The following is an 18,486-nucleotide window of genomic DNA, read 5'->3' as shown; positions in this document are numbered from 1 at the left end:
GCTCAAAATTCTGCAAATTTCCCTGATATACTTGTTCATAGGTCTTAGAATATCATTCGCCTTGAACGGGAATAGACAAGATTTGAGTTACAGCATGAAATTGCACCTTAGTCCTATAGTTCAAATTAAAACACTGGTGTCACTGGTGGTCCTTCTATTTTCGCTATCCACTTTCGCAAACATTGAAGAAGAAGAGGGACTTGTCGAGGTTCACAACCCGAATGCCCTGGTGGAAAAGGAAATCGCCCAGGATTCGCTTGCGCCTTATAAGGCTCGCCGGGAAACACACGGAATCTACTTTGGAATAGAATATGAGGACTATGTTCCACTAAGCTTCATTTCCATTAATGATGGGAAAACTTATCAGGAACTTTTCAATGGTGTTTCACTTCCAATTATCAGCGTGATGATGGATTACAAGCTGAACTTTTCTTTGGGCTCGGTGGCCCTTGGCGCCTCTTACGGTATGGGTAGTATCGAGGATACGTTCAGTGGTGAATCGCGCAAACTTGAAATTTCCAAGGTCATGGCAACGATTAAATATTCCATGGATAATCTGATGAACGAACCCTATGTCGTTCCTTATGTGGGCATGTCGGCTTATCAAATGAATATCAACGATGTTTCACCGACTGCAACGATCAGCGAATCCGTTCCAGTTGGATATGCATACTCATTGGGACTTCTGATCCAGCTTGACTGGATTGACTATGACAATGCGAAACAAGCGACATTTAATTTTGGATTGGAAAATACATTTCTGGATGTCTTTATGAGCCAATATCTGGCTTCTGGCGAAGATGAAGACGCTAATATGGAAACCGACCCCATCTGGGGTGCAGGCCTTCGCCTGGAATTCTAAATCATTCTAAGAAGCTTATCCATTTCCTCGTGCACTGCAGACCACGAGATGCTCGCCATTTTAATATTCAATCTGTTGTCAGGCGTGATGGAATATTTTTTGGATTCTTTTACGGCCAACTGAATGACTCTTGTTGGATCCAGTTTTGTTTTTTCGGTGAATACCAAAGAAATCGAAGTCACTCCGGCACTGATGTCCCGTACTCCCAGCTCTTTACATTGGCGGCGAATCAGCATCAAACCCATCAGATTCACAGTTTGATCAGGGATCGGGCCGAACTGATCGCGAAGCTCTTCTTCGATGCGATCCAGGTCATCACTGGAAGTGATTTCCGCAAGTGCTTTATAGTATCCCAAACGAATGCGGATATCTTTGATGTAAGAATCAGGAATTAACGCTGGAATCTTCAAATTGATTTCCGGATCCAGATCCATATCTTCCACTTTCTCACCTTTGGCTTCCGCCAGGGCTTCGTTTAGAAGATCCATGTAAAGTTCATAACCCACGGAGTTTACGTGACCGGATTGTTCCTCGCCCAGAATATTTCCCGAGCCGCGCAGTTCAAGATCGTATTGAGCAATTTTAATTCCGCTACCAAGCGCTGTGTTTTCCTGAATGATCTTTAAGCGCTCCTGCTGCTCTTTATCCAGCTTGCGATTTCTTGGCATCATCAGATAACAGTAGGCACGGGTTTTTGAGCGACCCACGCGGCCGCGCAATTGATACAGCTGTGAAAGACCAAACATGTGGGCTGAATCAATGAACATGGTATTTGCACGCGGCACATCCATCCCGGATTCAACAATTGCCGTACAAACCAGAACATCGATTTCATGATGGAAGAAGGAAAGCATGGCTTTTTCAAGCTCGTGCTCCTCCATTTGTCCGTGAGCCACTTTGATGCGGGCTTCAGGAACAATCTTTCTGATTTCGTCAGCCAAACCATAAATGGATTCAATGCGGTTATGAATAAAGTAAACCTGACCACCACGGGAAATTTCTGCTGTGATTGCTTTACGAACAGTTTCGTCATCGAACTTGGTGACAAACGTTCTTGTCGGCAGACGATCCACAGGGGCGGTGTTGATCAAGCTTAGGTCGCGGATTCCGACAAGTGCCATATTTAAAGTACGTGGAATAGGCGTTGCAGAAAGAGTTAGCGTGTCGACGCTGGTTTTGATTTTCTTAATCTTCTCTTTGTGAGTGACACCGAACTTTTGTTCTTCGTCGATAATCAATAAACCCAGATCTTTAAATCCGATGGAGCTGCCAAGCAATTTGTGCGTGCCCACGATAATATCGACTTTACCATCTTTGATATCCTGGATAGTTTTCTTGGATTCAGCAGGGGTGACGAAGCGATTTAATACACGAATATCAACAGGCCATCCCTCGAAACGCTTTTTAAAGGTCTCAAAGTGCTGGAAGGTAAGAACGGTTGTGGGCGCAAGAATCGCAACCTGGCGGCGCGCCTGCACCGCAAAGAATGCGGCACGCATGGCAACTTCAGTTTTACCAAAGCCCACGTCGCCACAAACCAGGCGATCCATGGGTTTCGTTGATTTAAGATCAGAAAGAATATCACCAATAGCACGAAGCTGGTCGTTGGTTTCTTCGTACGGAAAACCATTTTCGAAAAGTTGAATCTCGTTTTCACGGAAATCAAATGGCGGACGATGCATCTCGGCGCGCTTCGCATACAGGGCCAAAAGATCCGCAGCAATATCCCGAACATGGGACTTAACTTTTGCCTTGGTTTTTTCCCAGGCAGTTCCACCAAGTTTATCTAAAATGGTGGTGGCGCCTGCGCCGGAAAACTTCTGCAGCTGTCCCACGCGGTAAACCGGCAGATACAATTTGTCTTTATCTTTAAAGCCAACCTGGATGAACTCGGACTCAACACCACCGATGCTCATGATCTTTAAACCTTCATAAACCCCGACTCCGTGTTTTACGTGTACGACCAAGTCATTGGGTTTAAGATCACCGAAGGAAAGTCTCTTGGCTTGCTTTTGAAAATCCTGTGCGGCTGAAGATTCGCGGCTGCGCATTTTCTTGCCGTAGAAATCTTCATCGCGCAAAAAGATCACGCGTTCCTCATCCAGGCGCAAACTGTCTGACAGATAACGGCTTACGATATGAATCAGATGTTTATCGCTGTCCTGCTCCTGTAACCACGAATCCCAGCGATATTCATCCTGATTGCAGCGAACAGCTTTTAACTCCAGCTTTTCAAATATTAATGAAAGGCGATCAATGTGGGACTGATTCTTGGTGCTGACGAAAATGCGATAACCATCATCTCGCCATTTATGAAGTTTGTTGGTTGCGGCCTGAAGCCACAACTCAGAACCCACAGGGTTAGAGCTCGATAAATTTGAAAAATCCTGAGTCAGTGAAGTGCGATACTCGACGTGAGCATCAACATCGCCCTCGTCCTGAAGGTATTCTAATGTCGAGAAATAAATTTGCCGGCTGTCCTGCGGATATGTCAGCAATTCAAAGTTCTGATAAAGCAAATCCATTTCCGGGCGAATTACGTGAGATTCGCTGGTGTTATAGTCAGCTTTAAGTTCAGCGACATAATCATCGGCGTTGCGGGAAATCTCTACCGGATCCAGGAACCAGACATTGACCGGCTTTTGAAAGTGTTCCACCGGCGAAGCGGGCTCGCCATAAAAATATGGCAAAAGAAATTCTATTCCTGGAAAGGAGTTTTTCAAAACCAACGAGCGCAAAGTTTCATCTGCCTCTGCTTTATCAACTGGGCGGTCGTCGATGCTCGCGCGCACTCTTTGTAAAAGTCGTTCGTGAGTTTCATCACGGAACAAAATTTCGCGGGCAGGAGTTAAAACGAAAGAAGTGATCTCGTCTGCACTTCGCTGGTCGTTCACGTTGAAGTAGCGCAAGGTTTCTATTTGATCACCGAATAGATCCAAACGAATTGGCATCTCTTCAGTTGGAGCAAAGATATCAACGATACCACCGCGAAGGGCATACTGTCCCTTATCCTCAACCATCGGTGCCGAGACATAGCCTAAGGCATTCAAAAATTCTGCAATGTCTTCTGGCAGCTCATCGCCAACTGACAATGTTCGCGAGGTTTCCTTCAGAATTTTGACCGGAATTGTTTTTTGCATCAGCGCGTCAGGGGACGCAATGAAGATTTCCCCGGGCTTGGCAGCCTGAGCTTTTGCAAGAAAACGAACTCGGTCTGCAGCAATTCTCGTGTTTGGATAAAGACCGGAGTAAGCGGAAACATCAAACGCAGTCAGCACAGTGCTTTGACGAAGTGGGTCGAAGAACTGCAAAAGCTGCTGTAATTTCATCGCTTCGCTTTGACTGCCAACAACAACTAGGTGCGGCAAGCTGTTGATTTTTTTAGAGTAAGTTTGTGACAAAAAGAAAGCAAGAGCGAGCGGAGAAGAGGCTCCGGTCACTTGAACTTTTCCACGGGTTGTTTCGAAGGCGCGATCCAAGATGGTTTCGAGCCTTGTATGAGTCATTTCGGCTTTCATTTTGTGGGGTTATGTTGCCACGGTTATCGCCTTGTTTCCATTCATATTTCTTGGATTTCAGGTGCAGCACATATATAACTAATTGAAATCCAAATAATAACGACATCTTTGGAGGGTCTGTGGCACTCGGTGGAATCATTTTCATCGTCATTTTTATCGCGCTTTTTGGCAGTTTTCTTGTCTGGCTTTCAATCAAGACAGGCGGAAAAGTCCATTATCATCCAGTTAAGTACGAGCCCTACGAGTGTGGTCTCCCTTCGCTAGATAAAAAAGATACGAAGGTTTCTGTGAAGTTTTATCTCACAGCAATCCTGTTCATTCTTTTCGATATCGAGATCATTTTTATGTACCCATGGGCGACATCTTTCCGCGATTTCATCGCGACTGGACAAGGTGGTTTCGTATTTGGATCAATGGCCTTCTTCTTGGCTGTATTCATTTTCGGTTTGTTCTGGGAAGTAAAATCAAAAGCATTGGAATGGGATTAATCAATGGGAATGGGTAAAGATTCATTCGAAATTATCGTCAACGGGCTTAAGCTCGTTGTTATCTTTTTGATGATGGTTCAACTCGTGCCGATCCTGGTATGGGTTGAGCGTCGCGGTTCTGCTTTCATTCAAAACCGTCTTGGTCCAAACCGTGTCGGTCCTTTGGGATTGATGCAGTTGTTGGCTGACGCCGTGAAATTCTTGACGAAAGAAGCCTTCGTTCCTTCGACAGCAAAACCATTGTTGTACTATGCAGCTCCGGTGTTTGCGTTGATTCCAGGTGCGGTTGCGTTCTCTGCGATTCCAATGTCCACGCCGATCTCGGTAGGAACGTTTGAATTGTTCGGTCAAACATGGGGTCCATATACATTCCTGGTTCAGGGTTACGACATCGGTGTCGGTATCGTATTCATCCTGGGTGTTTCGTCTTTGGCTGCGTACACGATGTTGATGGCAGGCTGGGGCTCAGGAAATAAGTACTCTTTGATGGGTGCTCTTCGTGCTTCCGCGCAAACGATTTCTTACGAATTGGCATTGGGCCTTTCAATCGTTGGTGTGATCATGATGTACGGAACTTTCCACCTAAGCGATATGACCGTTGCTCAGCAAGGTCACTTGCACTTTCAGTTCATGGGCTACACGATTTCATCTCAGTGGCTTCCTAACTGGGGTATTTTCTATCAACCGCTGGGTGCTTTGTTGTTCTTTACTGCAACATTCGCGGAATCCAACCGTTTGCCATTCGACTTGGCGGAGGGTGAGTCTGAACTGGTAGCTGGCTTCCATACAGAATACGGCGGTTTCAAATTCAACATGTTCTTCATCGGTGAGTACGGCCACATGATGATCGCTTCTGGTTTGATGGCGATCTTCTTCTTTGGTGGTTACGGCATTCCGTATGTTTCTGTTGAACAGGTTCGTGAGTGGGCATTGACTGTGACTTCCAATGCGAACTGGGCATCTGCCCTGGTTGCTTTGATTCACTTCCTTGTATTCAACGTTAAGTTCTTCGCATTCTTGTGGGCATTCATCTGGGTTCGCTGGACGTTGCCTCGTTTCCGTTACGATCAGTTGATGGATCTTGGGTGGAAGACCATGCTTCCATGGGCTTTGGCTAACACGATCATCACGGCTTTCGTGATTTACCTGGCATCTTTGTAAGGAGCTAAAAAGTGACAGCAGACGCTTTTCTATTTTGGTTTTTGGCGATCGTAACATTGGGCTCTGGCCTGATGGTGATCCTATTAAAGAATCCGATTTATTCCGCACTCAGCCTGGCGATGACTATGGTTGGTATTTCAGCGCTATTCGTAACCCTGAATGCTTTCTTTATCGCCGGCGTTCAGTTGATCGTTTACGCGGGCGCCGTGATGGTTCTTTTCACGATGGTTATCATGCTATTCGACTTGAAACAGGACATCTCAGCTTTCACACGCGGGAAGTTCTCGGGCATTTTGAAAATCATGTCCGTGGGATTGCTTGCGGGACTGATCTTTGGATCAATCTACGCAACTGTGAACCTGCTTAATTTCAAAACCACTGACAACCCGGTTATGGTTGGCACTGGCATGGAAACAACCAAGGCACTTGGTCAGATTCTTTTCACAAAATATATCTTCGGATTTGAGGCTCTTGGCGTCCTGCTTTTGGTGATCGCTGTGGGCGCAGTAGCACTTTCACGCAGTAAAGGTGGAACACATGAACGCTGATTTCATCAACAATATCGGCCTTACGCACTATCTGGTTCTAGCATCGATTTTGTTCGTTATGGGTATGGCGGGCGTTTTGCTTCGTCGTAACGTAATCGTCCTTTTGATGTCCGTAGAGTTGATGCTGAACTCTGTGAATTTGACATTCATCGCGTTCAGCAAATACATGGGCCTTCTTGAAGGTCACATCATGGTGTTCTTCGTTATGACGATCGCAGCGGCGGAAGCGGCCGTGGGTCTGGCGTTGGCAGTATCGATCTTTAAACGCTTTAACGAAGTGAACATTCGCTTCTTCGAGCACTTGAAAGGATAGGCCGAATGAATCATTCAGTTTTAATGGCCATTGTTATCCTAAGTCCTTTGGTTGGTTTTCTGATCAATGGTTTCCGTTATAAAAAACACTCTGCCAATGTGGCGGGTGTGATTGCGACTCTGGCTGTTGCAATCTCCTTTATCTGCTCGATCATTTTAGTGGTTGATCTGGTGCAAATGTCTGCGGAATCCCGCAGAATTGCAGTCAGCTTCTTTGAGTGGATGGCGGTTGATAAGTTTAAAGTTAACGCAGGATTTGTAGTCGATCAAATCAGCGCGATCATGATCCTGGTGATCACAGGCGTTGGTACTTTGATTCACATGTTCTCGATCGGATACATGCACCACGATAAGGGTGCCGCGAAATACTTCGCGTACCTGAATCTGTTCATCTTTAATATGTTGTTGCTGGTTCTTGGTGACAGCTTGCTGGTGATGTTCGTGGGTTGGGAAGGCGTTGGTCTTTGCTCCTACTTGCTAATCGGTTTCTGGTTCACGGATAAAGAAAAAGCAGCAGCGGGTATGAAGGCGTTTATCACGAATCGTATCGGTGACGCGGCTTTCTTGCTGGGCATGTTCGTTTTGTTCATGACTTTCGGAACTCTGAATTTCGCTGAACTAAATGCATTGGCTCCAACAACAGTAGAAGCTTCCTGGATGGGTGCTTTGACTTTGGGAACTTTGTTCCTGTTCATCGGTGCCACGGGTAAATCAGCTCAGATTCCATTGTATGTTTGGCTTCCAGACGCGATGGCCGGTCCAACTCCTGTTTCCGCTTTGATCCATGCCGCGACGATGGTTACGGCGGGTGTGTACATGATCGTTCGTTTGAATCCATTATTTATCATGGCTCCAAACACGATGATGGTGATTGCGGTGATCGGTGCCGCAACTGCAGTATTGGCAGCGACAATCGGTATGACCCAATGGGATATTAAAAAAGTTCTGGCTTACTCTACAGTATCCCAGCTTGGTTATATGTTCCTTGCATGCGGTGTAGGTGCATTTGGCGCAGCGATGTTCCACTTGATGACTCACGCATTCTTTAAAGCCCTTATGTTCCTGGGTTCTGGTTCTGTGATCCATGCAATGCACGAAGAACAGGATATCCGGAAAATGGGCGGCCTTAGAAAGTATCTTCCAATCACTCACATCACTTTCTTGTTGGGTTGGTTGGCGATCATCGGTATGCCTCCATTTGCCGGCTTCTTCTCTAAGGACGAAATCCTGGCTTATGCATTCTTCTCACCAATGGGTTCTCCAATCCTTTGGGCGGCAGGTGCTTTGGGCGCGACTTTGACAGCATTCTATATGACTCGTTTGATGGCTTTGACTTTCTGGGGCAAAAGCCGCGTTCCATCTGATGTTCATCCGCACGAATCACCAGCATTGATGACGATTCCATTGATCGTTCTTGCAGTGTTGTCAGTGATCGGTGGCTGGATCGGTATCCCGCACGTTATCGGCGAACATTTGGGTCACATTCCAAATGTATGGGAGCACTGGTTAAGCCCTCTAATCACGAAGATTCCTGACCTGGGCCACTTTGATGTAACGACTGAATGGGTTTTGATGGGTACTTCTGTGAGCTTGGCATTGATCTCTTCGATCATCGCTTATCAGTTCTATGTGAAGTCTCCAGAGACTCCTAAGAAAATCGCTGAAAGCATCAAGCCGGTTTACAACCTGGTTTATAACAAATATTTCGTGGACGAAGCGTACTTCGGCGGAATCATTAATCCTTTGATTAACCTAAGTAAGAACACTTGGTACTACGTTGACGTGAATTTCATCGACAAGTGCACATACTGGGCAGGGGATTTGGTAAGAGGCATGGGCTCTTTGGCTCGTTCTCTTCAAACCGGAAATATGCAGCAATACGCAATGTACATCGGTATCGGTGTCGTTGTTGTCCTTTCATACGTGATCATGGGGTAAGATATGATCCTGAGTACTATTGTTTTTCTACCTCTTTTGTTTGCTTTGATCATCGCGGTTTGGCCGAACGCTAAGACAATTCGTCCTTTGGCGCTTGGTTTTGCGGTGATCGAATTTGTATTGTCCCTGGCGATGCTTCAACAGTTTGATTCGACGACTTCAAACCTGCAAATGGTTGAACGTTATATGTGGATTGAACGTTTCGGTATCAGCTACTTCCTGGGGATCGACGGGATCTCCTTGTGGTTGATCCTTTTGACGACATTCCTTACGCCGATCATTATTCTGGCTAGCTGGACATCGATCACTGAGCGCGTAAAAGGCTTCCACGTTTGTATGTTCATTCTGCAAACTGCGATGCTTGGTACATTCCTGGCAATGGATGCAATCTTCTTCTATGTATTCTGGGAGCTTGCACTGGTTCCGATGTACTTCATGGTTGGTATCTGGGGTGGCGCACGCCGCATTTACGCGACTGTTAAGTTGTTCATCTATACATTCGCCGGTTCAGTCATGATGCTGGTTGCGATGATCTATATGATGTACCTGACTCAGGAAGCTACTGGTCAGATGAGCGCAAGCTTGCTTGAGTTCTACAAACTTCAGATTCCATTCGTTGGCGGCACGTTCTTCAGCCTGCAAACTCTTCTTTTCTTTGCGTTTGCCCTGGCTTTCGCGATCAAAGTTCCGGCGTTCCCGGTTCACACTTGGTTGCCTGATGCCCACGTTGAAGCACCAACTCCAGGTTCAGTAATTCTTGCCGGGGTTATGCTAAAAATGGGTACTTACGGTTTCATGCGCTGGGTGATTCCATTGTTCCCGGAAGCGTCTGAATACTGGGCTTGGTTGTTCATGCTGATCGGTACTGTAGGTATCATTTACGGTGCACTGGTAGCGATGGTTCAGCCTGACGTGAAAAAACTGGTAGCTTACTCTTCAGTATCTCATATGGGTTACATCCTTTTGGGTCTGTTTGCGTTCAATGCTTACGGCATGACGGGTGGCTTGTATCAGATGTTGAATCACGGTATCTCAACAGGTGCTCTGTTCATCCTGATCGGTATGATTTACGAGCGCACGCACTCCCGTGAAATCAGCAAGTACGGCGGCTTGGCTGGCGTACTTCCATTGTTCACGATTTTCTTCTTTATCATCACTCTGTCTTCAATCGCAGTTCCGATGACAAATGGTTTCGTGGGCGAGTTCTTTATCCTGATGGGTACTTTCCAGGCGCAACCGGTATTCGCGTATTTTGCGGTGACGGGTGTGGTTCTTGGTGCGGTTTACATGTTGTGGATGTTTAAGCGCGTATTCTTTGGCGAGCAGGGTGAGTTGGTTAAAGATGAACACCACCCTCTTCACGATCTGAATGCCCGCGAAATTGCTGTAATGATTCCGTTGGTAATTATGGTTTTCTGGATGGGATTGTTCCCGAACAACTTCCTTCATTATTCCAAAGCCAGCATTGATCATTTGGTGAACAACAGAAACTCCTACAACCTGACAATCAATCAACCTGGTGCGACTGCAGCGACAGAGCAATCTGCGGCAGCAGCACAAGGAGATAAATAATGAATATGAATATTGGTCTTAGCGACATTCTTCTGGTTTCTCCGATGCTTGCCTTGTTTTTGGCAAGCCTTGTGCCGATCACAGTAAAAGTTCTTCGTGGTAACCGCGAACAAAACCCGATCATCACTCTTTGTCAGGCGTTGATGGGTGTGGTGATCGCAGTTGGTTTGATGATCGTTTTCGGTGGCGCCGGCAAAACAGCTTTCAATAACGGCTTGATCTTTGACGGTGTAACTCAGTGGATCGGTATCATTGCATTGTTTGCGGCTTCGGCTTCGATGGTGATGATGTACGAAAATCCAGCGACAACAGGCAAGCAGTTCTCTGAATTGATTTTCCTGGCGATGTCTTCTGCGGTCGGGATGTTGATCCTGGTATCTGCGGTGGATCTTTTGATGGTGTTTATCGGCTTGGAGATGATGTCATTGTCTCTTTATCTGATGATCGCAATGAGCCACGAGGAAAAACTTTCCAAAGAGGCGGCTCTTAAGTACTTCATCCTGGGTTCATTCGCTTCGGCTTTGTTCCTTTATGGTGTGGCATTTATCTTTGGTACAACTGGAAATACAAACATCCTGGCGTTCATGGATCAGGCTGCGGAACTTGTTCAAACAAACCGTTTATTCATGTTCGGTATGGGTTTTGTTATCCTTGGCTTCTGCTTTAAGGTTTCAATTGCCCCATTCCATGCTTGGACTCCTGACGTTTATCAAGGAGCTCCGACTCCGCACACAGCTTACATGGCGACTGCGGTTAAGGCAGTTTCTTTTGCAGCATTCTTGCGTGTCATCGCAACCCGCACTTTAGTGGGTTCAGATCACTTGTTTGATATGCTTCAATGGTTGGCGGTTATCACGATGATCGTGGGTAATACGGCAGCTATTCTGCAAAACAACTTTAAACGTATGATCGCTTACTCTTCTGTTGCTCACTCTGGTTACATCCTTGTTGGTGTTATCACGGCGGGTGTTAGTGATGATGCTGCATTTGGCGCAGCTGGCGTTATCTTCTATATGTTGGCTTACGGTTTGATGACTTTGGGTGCTTTCGCAATTGCAAGCATGATGGAGAAATCTGAAAACCATATCGTAAACATTGATGATCTTGCAGGCTTTGCGAAACAAAGACCTTTGATGGCTCTTTGTATGACAGCGTTCCTGTTGTCACTTGCAGGTATTCCGCCGACTCTTGGATTCTTCGGTAAGTTCTATCTGTTCAATGCAGCGATCGGTGAAGGCCTTTTGTGGTTGGCAATCTGGGGTATGATTAGCTCCGTGATTTCCGTTTACTACTACCTGCGCCCAATCGTTGTTATGTACATGAAAGATGGCAACGCAGACGTGGCAGAGCATTCACTAAACGCAACAACAGTTGCAGTAGTAGTAATGGCCATCGCGATCCTATTCCTTGGTTTTGTTTCCGGCCCACTATTCGCAGCCGTAGAAAACAGCCTCCTGTAAAAGGTACGGACACACCTTTGGTAGCAAGGGTGTGTCATTGAAAACTCAAAAAGCCACGGTGATAAAGCTGTGGCTTTTTTTTTGACGCCGGGTTGCTACCAAAAGTGTGTCCGTACCTAGAAATCGTGTTGGCGAAGTACGTTGATTCCGGATTTGAATCCAATGCGAACGATGCGCGCCAGAATCTCCGGGTTCAAACTAAAGTGATCGACAAAAAACATTTCGTAGTTCTGTGGACGTGGCGAAATATAGATGTAATCCACTTCCGGACGGTGATGGACTCTTTCGCGAATAATCCCCAGCAACTTTTCCCGTTGATCTTCAGGTAGTTTGATCTGTTTTAAGTACCCATCAACAGTGTTGTAGATAGTTTTGATGTCGTTCTGATTCTGAATATGCTTCGCGATCTTTTGTTGAATCACCTGATACAGAGCTTGATTCAATATCAATGGAATCCCGTACTTATGAAGCGATCCCATTTCCTCAGTATAGTGATATGGCTGGGTCGAATAAGATGAAATCACCAGATCAGCCCCATGATCGGCAGCCACATGGGTTGAAAGGGTATCCCTAATCTCGCCATCATAGAAAAAGATCTCTTTTCCATCCTCTGGTCGCTTGATTCCGTAAGGAGCAAAAACCGGAGGCAGTGAAGTCGAAGCCGCAACCGCCGTACTGATCGGTGCGTAATTAATGTACATGTGATTCGGTGTCTTATAGGACTCTGGGAAATTTCCAAAGATGGCTTTGCGGGTATGGTTAAGCTGAGTTCCGATCACAAAAAGATCAACACCCAGGCGGGCAAAGTCATTATCCAAAAGCACTTCTTTGCGCAGATATCCTTCAATCCCACTGGTTGAAAACAGGCCGTTAAGTTTCAGGCCGTTTTTAATCAAGGACTCAACGCCACCCTTAACCAGGGTTTTATCCAGCAAAGTGCGGGGAATAAACTTCAGCAATCCGCTGGAGTTTAAGTTAAAAATATTGCGATAAGAAATCGGCTTTAGATAGCGAAGATCATCTTTATCAAAGGTCGGCGTTGAACCCGAACCGATTTGAAATGCGTTGATCAAAGATTCGATTGGATATCCAGCTCCCAAAATGGAAGCAACAAATGCCCCGGCACTTGAACCGACATAACAACGAATGGTCATCGGATCATCCGGATCGAAATTCTGACGCACCATCTCTTTGGTGCCGCCCGCAAACTTGAAACCTTTTTCTTGTAAAGCCAGGCAAACACCAATGTGGAAAGCGGCAGCTTTGATGCCGCCTCCACTTAAGACCAATGCTATCTTCTTTTTATCTTTTATCCGCATAACTAAGCATAAGTATGTGATCACACGTCGTGGAGAGCAAGGTTGGTCAGACCATGGTCCAGCCTAGAACCGTGACTAGTCGCTGAATAGCCAGATGAAGGTCCTGTTTTTTGTTGAATTTGAATAAGTAGTCACACTATCTTTGACAGACTGAAGTCCTGTGATAGGGTTGAATACGCAAGCTGAGTAGGCGACCACCTATTTCCGAAAAGCTAGCTACTTGCACTTTGGTTTAGGCCAGGGTGAGTAAAGGGGATCGAATGAACGTTGAGATGAATGGTTCTTGGCTACCGCTAATGGACTACTCCACTAAGTATAGAATTAGTGTGAGTACTCTCCGCCGAAGAATCAAAGCTGACGACATTAGATTCCGATTTGAAGACGGCAAGTACTTCATCATGGATGAACCGATGGGTACCCATCAAAGAGTACATCGCCCCTCCCAAGAAAGCGAAAACCTTGCTTTGGTGGGTGCTCATCAAGGAATGATGAAAGAAGGAACGGAAATGGCTTCTTCAAAGGATGAAATGAAGGCTCAGGACCTTACTGAAAAGACGGTTAAAGTAAATAAGGATGAGCCAATCCTAACTGCTGCGAATAAACTTCTTGTGGAACTTAAGAAGGCTTACACGCAGATCCTTCAGGAAAAGGAAGAACAAATCTTCCAACTGAAGGATGAAGTCACAGATCTAAAAACCCTGGTTCGGGTTCTTGAATCTGAAAACGACCGCCTGAAGGGTTTTAAACATTAATCCCTTAAAAACAGATGTTATCTTGCACAAAGCCCCGGTTGCTGATCCCAACCGGGGCTTTTTCTTTTATCGTTATTGATATGGAAAAATCACTGGTAGTAACGGCACAGGCTGGAAGGCCCATGTTGGGCGATTTTATTCAAATCAATATCTTTTCCCCCGGAGATCACGAGCATCTTCTTACTTTAGTTTTACAAAACCTGACTGAGATCGAAGCCTTAGTTAACCTTGACGACAGTGGCAGCGAAATTTGTAGGGTTTTAATGGTGGAGGGTGACGATTCCTTCGAGATGGCAAAGCCCGTTGCTGAAGTTCTGGAAAGCGCTCTTGATGCCAGCGTGATGTCGGATGGTTACTTCGAGCCTTTCCGAGAAGAATCCAAGAATCTGGATCTGCGCAGTCTGATTCGCGGTTATATCGTGGATCAGGCTGTGGCTTTATTGACTGCCAAAAACAAAACTCTGATGGGGATGGTTCACCTGGCCGAGGGCATTCGTTTCTTCAATTGTCCTAAAAAATCCATCCATGTGCGGATGAGCAGTTCGAATGTGGAAAAAGAACTGGGACTATTCAAAAACGCGGTTTCAACCACCGAAGCCCGCGGAAATCTTTATGATCATGAATCATCGACTCTTTACCTGCATCCCTTGCGCCATCGTATCAGTGACTACCACACAGTTTCTGCTATCGCCGACAAATGCGTTGATGCGAATGTTTTAACCAAAGTGGGATTGTACGCCCCGAAAGAAGTCATACAAGCTTGCGTCGCCGAGATGGATGCGCAGATTGTGATTTTTGATGAAAACGGGGAGATTTCCGAAATTTTCGAGGAGTCTAAGGCATATAGCTTCGATCAAGGGAGCATTTCTTATTCGTCTTATGACGATAGCAATAGGGGCTCGTAAGATCAGAGTCCCTCCAGATTCCCAGTCGACGGCCTTTGGCTTCATCAACGGAAGCCAGATAGCGACCCTTGGAATATTTGGTGGAGTCATAAGCCCAACCATTTTGCACGATCATCAGATTCACGTTCTTATCATTAACAAAGACCGTACAAGTGATTCGATCGAACGACTTTCCGTCACACTCAAGATTAACTTCTTTGCCCTTGATAACGGATTCGGTGAAATTGCGAGCCTGCTTTCCGTACTTTTGGGAAATTTCCGGGCAATCAATTCCCGCAAAACGAACTTTGGCGATTTTGCCGTTAACATTTACCCGGCACGTATCGCCGTCATGGCACTTTTGAACGACACCGGTTAGAAACTGAACCTGCTTTTTCTTCTTTTTGGCTTCGGCGGTATTTAGGGACAACGAGATTATCGCAACAAGAAGTAAAGATAAGCATTTCATAGGTGTTCCCAAAGAAGAGTTCATATGAAAATGCTATCTTGCAAAGGTGGGATTAGCAACAGGGTGAAGGGTGTTGCTGAAAATAAAAAAAAGGACTGATTGCTCAGTCCTTTTCTACATCTTACTTGGGAGGGGCGATGTACTCTTACGACTTACGCCGCTAGAGATTTAGTTTTCTTAGCTTCTTTCTTTACGCCAGTCTTCTTCGTGTCAGTCGCAGCATTTCTATCGAAAGCTACTGCAAACACTTCATCAAGATTCTCAGCGAAGATGAAGTTGATCTTGTCTTTGAAAACTTTCGGAATATCCGCCAAGTCTTTCTTACAAGCCATTGGGATCACGATGTTCGTAATACCAAGGTTCAAAGCTGCAAGACACTTCTCTCTGATACCACCGACAGGAAGTACGCGACCTTGAAGAGTCACTTCACCAGTCATCGCGATATCGTGACGAACCGGAGTACCTGTCATCAAACTTACAAGCGCAGTTGTAAGAGTGATACCTGCAGAAGGACCGTCTTTAGGGATCGCACCTGCTGGCAAATGGATATGGATGTCGTACTTTTCAAAGAAGTCTTCAGGAATGTTCAGTTCTTCCATGTGAGCACGAGCGTAGGACATTGCTGCGTGAGCAGATTCTTTCATCACGTCGCCAAGTTGGCCCGTCAATGCAAGATGTCCTTTACCTTTCATTTTCAATGCTTCAACAGTCAACACTTCACCACCAGCTTGTGTCCATGCAAGACCTTGCACAACACCAACTTGAGAGTCAGCGATCTTGTCGTCGCGCTGGAAGCGTGGAGGGCCCAGAAGTTCTGGTACCGTCGTAGCGTTTACTTCTACGAATTTTGCCTCTTCCATTACTACCATTTTTGCAACTTTACGGCAGACAGAACCTACTTCGCGCTCAAGGTTACGAAGACCTGCTTCGCGAGTGTAGCCAGCGATAAGGTATTTGATACCTTCATCAGTGAAACTGATGTTCTCTGGAGTGATACCGTTTGCTTCGATCTGTCTTCTGATCAAATGCTTTTTTGTGATCAAAAGTTTATCGTTCTCTGTGTAACCAGGGATGTTCAGGATTTCCATACGGTCACGCAATGCTGGTGGGATGTTCTCCAACACGTTAGCAGTAGCGATGAACAACACGTTTGAAAGGTCGAAATCCACATTCAAATAGTTATCACGGAAAGTCGCATTTTGTTCCGGATCCAAAACCTCAAGCATTGCTGCTGAAGGGTCGCCGCGGAAATCAGAACCCAATTTATCAACTTCATCTAGTACGATAACTGGATTATTTGTTTTCGCCTGGCGAAGAGCCTGGATAATTTTACCTGGCATCGCACCTACGTAAGTACGGCGGTGACCACGGATTTCCGCTTCATCCTTCACGCCGCCCAAAGCGATACGGAAGTATTCACGGCCCATCGCGCGAGCGATAGATTTACCCAAAGACGTTTTACCTACACCTGGAGGACCACCAAAGCACAAGATTGGTCCTTTAAGGTCTGGTTTCAATTTTCTAACAGCCAGGAATTCCATGATACGATCTTTAGCTTTTTCAAGCTCGTAGTGATCTTCATCAAGGATTTCTTTAGAGCGCTTAAGATCGATATGATCTTCAGATTTTTTGCTCCAAGGAAGATCCGCCATCCAGTCAAGGTATGTACGAACCATTGTAGCTTCAGATGCATCTGGATGCATACGCTCCAAACGACCCAATTGTTTCATCGCTTCAGCTTCTACATGCGAAGGCATGCCAGCGTTCGTAAGTTTGTCGCGCAATTCATCCATCTCTTCAGATTTAGAATCCTGCTCGCCAAGTTCGTTCTTGATCGCTTTCATTTGCTCGCGCAAGAAGTACTCACGTTGATTTTTGTTAGCGTCGTCTTTAGCGTTAGGACGATTCTTGGCTTGAGTTTGCATAACTTCAAGTTCTGCAGCCAGAATCTCAGTAACGATTTTCAGTCTTTCTGTGGAATCATGAGTCTCAAGAACTTTTTGAGCGTCTTGAACTTTGATACCAAGATTAGAAGCGATCAAGTCAGCAATGCGACCTGGATCAGTGACATCATCCAGCACCAACAAGATGTCCGGTGAAAGAGGACGGCCAAGAGCAATAATACGTTCAATGTGCTCTTTTGCAGTTCTGATCAAAGCTTCGTTTTCAACAACTGATTTTTGATTTGGGATCTCTTCGATCTTCTCAACAGCAACTTCGAAAGAAGGAGAAGTCTTGGAGTAATTTTTAACACGACCCTTAGCTACACCCTGGATCAGGATTTTTACGCGGCCATCAGAAAGCTTGCGCATTCTCATGATCATCGCAATCGTACCAACTGTGTAGATGGAGTCTGGAGTAGGATTTTCTTCAGAGATATCTTTTTGTGAAGCAAGGAAGATCAGGCGATTTTTTGCCAAAGCTTCTTCAACTGAACGGATCGAGGAATCACGACCTACAAATAATGGAATGATCATGTAGGGGAAAACAACGATGTCTCTCACAGGTAGCATTGGAAGTGTCTGTGGGATTTCTAGAACTTTATCGTCAAAACTCATACCGCTCCTCCGCGTTGATGCGGGAAATGTTTCATGTATGAGACTTTTCGGAGCGTGCTGAGAATTGCTTGAATGAAAATATGAAAAATTGGACTGACATCCGTGTCAGTGGGTCACTCGTCCAGTGAGAGTTTCCGAATTACTGAAAAAGATTCGCGTGGCTTTCCTGCTCTTCCATGCATTCAATACATAGGGCTGTGAAAGGTCTGGCCTGAAGTCTGCGTGCACCGATCAATTCGCCACAAGCTTCGCACTGGCCGTAAGTCCCCTCGGAGATTTTACCTAGCGCGCGCTCGATAGCGTAAAGAGCCGTGCGGTCTCTTTCATGCAAATGGATGGAGATGTTATTTGCAACATCTTGAGAAGCAACTTCTGCTTCATCGCCAGCTCCACTGATGCTGGATTGTTCTTCTTTGAACTCGTGTGACTTGTTCAGGATCGAACCCTTTTGCAAAAGCAAAGATTCTTTCAATGTCTCAAGTTCTACCGTACTTAGTTCGGTCGCGTTCATCTCACCCCCCGATATGATGATCGCCGTCACGCTATTCGCGAGACGTGCCCAAAATTGAGCCTGTTATTACGAGGGATGAGAGGAGTGTCACCAAAAAAGCAGTGCGTGACGAATTAGTAAGCACCGCTTTGCCG

General features: G+C 45.8%; 15 protein-coding genes. 10 read left to right on the top strand and 5 right to left on the bottom strand.

Annotated elements, in window-relative coordinates; translation table 11 throughout:
* Nucleotides 1-94 precede the first annotated feature (94 nt).
* Nucleotides 95-862: a hypothetical protein gene (locus tag ACLWNV_RS17955; protein WP_413585822.1), complete on the top strand. Its 768-nt coding sequence runs from the start codon at nt 95-97 to the stop codon at nt 860-862.
* Here ACLWNV_RS17955 and mfd read toward each other — a convergent pair.
* On the bottom strand, nt 859-4,380 hold the full coding sequence (gene mfd, locus ACLWNV_RS17950; protein ID WP_413585821.1) for a transcription-repair coupling factor: 3,522 nt from the start codon (nt 4,378-4,380) through the stop codon (nt 859-861). The genes ACLWNV_RS17955 and mfd overlap by 4 nt on opposite strands.
* Nucleotides 4,381-4,499: 119 nt before the next feature.
* On the opposite strand from mfd, the gene ACLWNV_RS17945 reads away from it, so the two are divergent.
* Genes ACLWNV_RS17945 through ACLWNV_RS17915 form a run of 7 tightly spaced genes read left to right on the top strand, consistent with a single transcriptional unit; the run spans nt 4,500 to nt 11,859 of the window.
* The gene (locus ACLWNV_RS17945) at nt 4,500-4,868 is read left to right on the top strand and encodes an NADH-quinone oxidoreductase subunit A (RefSeq protein ID WP_413576378.1); all 369 of its coding nucleotides are present in this window, start codon (nt 4,500-4,502) and stop codon (nt 4,866-4,868) included.
* A 3-nt stretch (nt 4,869-4,871) separates the two neighbouring features.
* Nucleotides 4,872-6,029 carry a complex I subunit 1/NuoH family protein gene (locus ACLWNV_RS17940; protein ID WP_413585820.1) on the top strand — a complete coding sequence of 386 codons (1,158 nt, stop codon included), beginning with the start codon at nt 4,872-4,874 and terminating at the stop codon, nt 6,027-6,029.
* Between the two features lie 11 nt (nt 6,030-6,040).
* A complete protein-coding gene (locus ACLWNV_RS17935; protein ID WP_413585819.1) occupies nt 6,041-6,577 on the top strand; it encodes an NADH-quinone oxidoreductase subunit J in 537 nt (178 codons plus the stop codon).
* On the top strand, nt 6,567-6,890 hold the full coding sequence (gene nuoK / locus ACLWNV_RS17930; RefSeq protein ID WP_413585818.1) for an NADH-quinone oxidoreductase subunit NuoK: 324 nt from the start codon (nt 6,567-6,569) through the stop codon (nt 6,888-6,890). The genes ACLWNV_RS17935 and nuoK overlap by 11 nt, the downstream gene beginning before the upstream one ends.
* 5 nt (nt 6,891-6,895) lie before the next feature.
* Nucleotides 6,896-8,827 carry an NADH-quinone oxidoreductase subunit L gene (nuoL, locus tag ACLWNV_RS17925; protein ID WP_413585817.1) on the top strand — a complete coding sequence of 644 codons (1,932 nt, stop codon included), beginning with the start codon at nt 6,896-6,898 and terminating at the stop codon, nt 8,825-8,827.
* Between the two features lie 3 nt (nt 8,828-8,830).
* On the top strand, nt 8,831-10,399 hold the full coding sequence (locus tag ACLWNV_RS17920; RefSeq protein ID WP_413585816.1) for a complex I subunit 4 family protein: 1,569 nt from the start codon (nt 8,831-8,833) through the stop codon (nt 10,397-10,399).
* A complete protein-coding gene (locus tag ACLWNV_RS17915; RefSeq protein WP_413585815.1) occupies nt 10,399-11,859 on the top strand; it encodes an NADH-quinone oxidoreductase subunit N in 1,461 nt (486 codons plus the stop codon). The genes ACLWNV_RS17920 and ACLWNV_RS17915 overlap by 1 nt, the downstream gene beginning before the upstream one ends.
* A 116-nt stretch (nt 11,860-11,975) precedes the next feature.
* Here ACLWNV_RS17915 and ACLWNV_RS17910 read toward each other — a convergent pair whose 3' ends face one another.
* Nucleotides 11,976-13,178, bottom strand: a complete 1,203-nt coding sequence (locus ACLWNV_RS17910; protein ID WP_413585814.1) for a patatin-like phospholipase family protein — start codon at nt 13,176-13,178, stop codon at nt 11,976-11,978.
* Nucleotides 13,179-13,504: 326 nt separating this feature from the next.
* Here ACLWNV_RS17910 and ACLWNV_RS17905 point away from each other — a divergent pair, with 326 nt between their 5' ends.
* Nucleotides 13,505-13,930 (top strand): hypothetical protein, encoded by a 426-nt coding sequence (locus ACLWNV_RS17905; RefSeq protein ID WP_413585813.1) that lies wholly within the window; start codon nt 13,505-13,507, stop codon nt 13,928-13,930.
* A gap of 80 nt (nt 13,931-14,010) precedes the next feature.
* Nucleotides 14,011-14,835, top strand: coding sequence for a hypothetical protein (locus tag ACLWNV_RS17900; RefSeq protein WP_413585811.1), 825 nt, complete (start codon nt 14,011-14,013; stop codon nt 14,833-14,835).
* Here ACLWNV_RS17900 and ACLWNV_RS17895 read toward each other — a convergent pair.
* The 3 genes from ACLWNV_RS17895 to ACLWNV_RS17885 all read right to left on the bottom strand — a co-directional run bounded on the left by ACLWNV_RS17895 (nt 14,765) and on the right by ACLWNV_RS17885 (nt 18,352).
* Entirely contained in the window at nt 14,765-15,283 is a 519-nt protein-coding gene (locus ACLWNV_RS17895; RefSeq protein WP_413585810.1) for a thermonuclease family protein, read from the bottom strand. The genes ACLWNV_RS17900 and ACLWNV_RS17895 overlap by 71 nt on opposite strands.
* Nucleotides 15,284-15,435: 152 nt before the next feature.
* Nucleotides 15,436-17,841: an endopeptidase La gene (gene lon, locus ACLWNV_RS17890; protein WP_413585809.1), complete on the bottom strand. Its 2,406-nt coding sequence runs from the start codon at nt 17,839-17,841 to the stop codon at nt 15,436-15,438.
* Between the two features lie 139 nt (nt 17,842-17,980).
* Nucleotides 17,981-18,352 (bottom strand): TraR/DksA family transcriptional regulator, encoded by a 372-nt coding sequence (locus ACLWNV_RS17885; protein ID WP_413576366.1) that lies wholly within the window; start codon nt 18,350-18,352, stop codon nt 17,981-17,983.
* Nucleotides 18,353-18,486 lie beyond the last annotated feature (134 nt).

The organism is Bdellovibrio sp. HCB274 (assembly GCF_047306075.1).
Classification (GTDB): Bacteria; Bdellovibrionota; Bdellovibrionia; order Bdellovibrionales; family Bdellovibrionaceae; genus Bdellovibrio.
The sequence above is the reverse complement of the archived record's forward strand: the minus strand, read 5'-3'. Positions and strand labels throughout refer to the sequence as shown.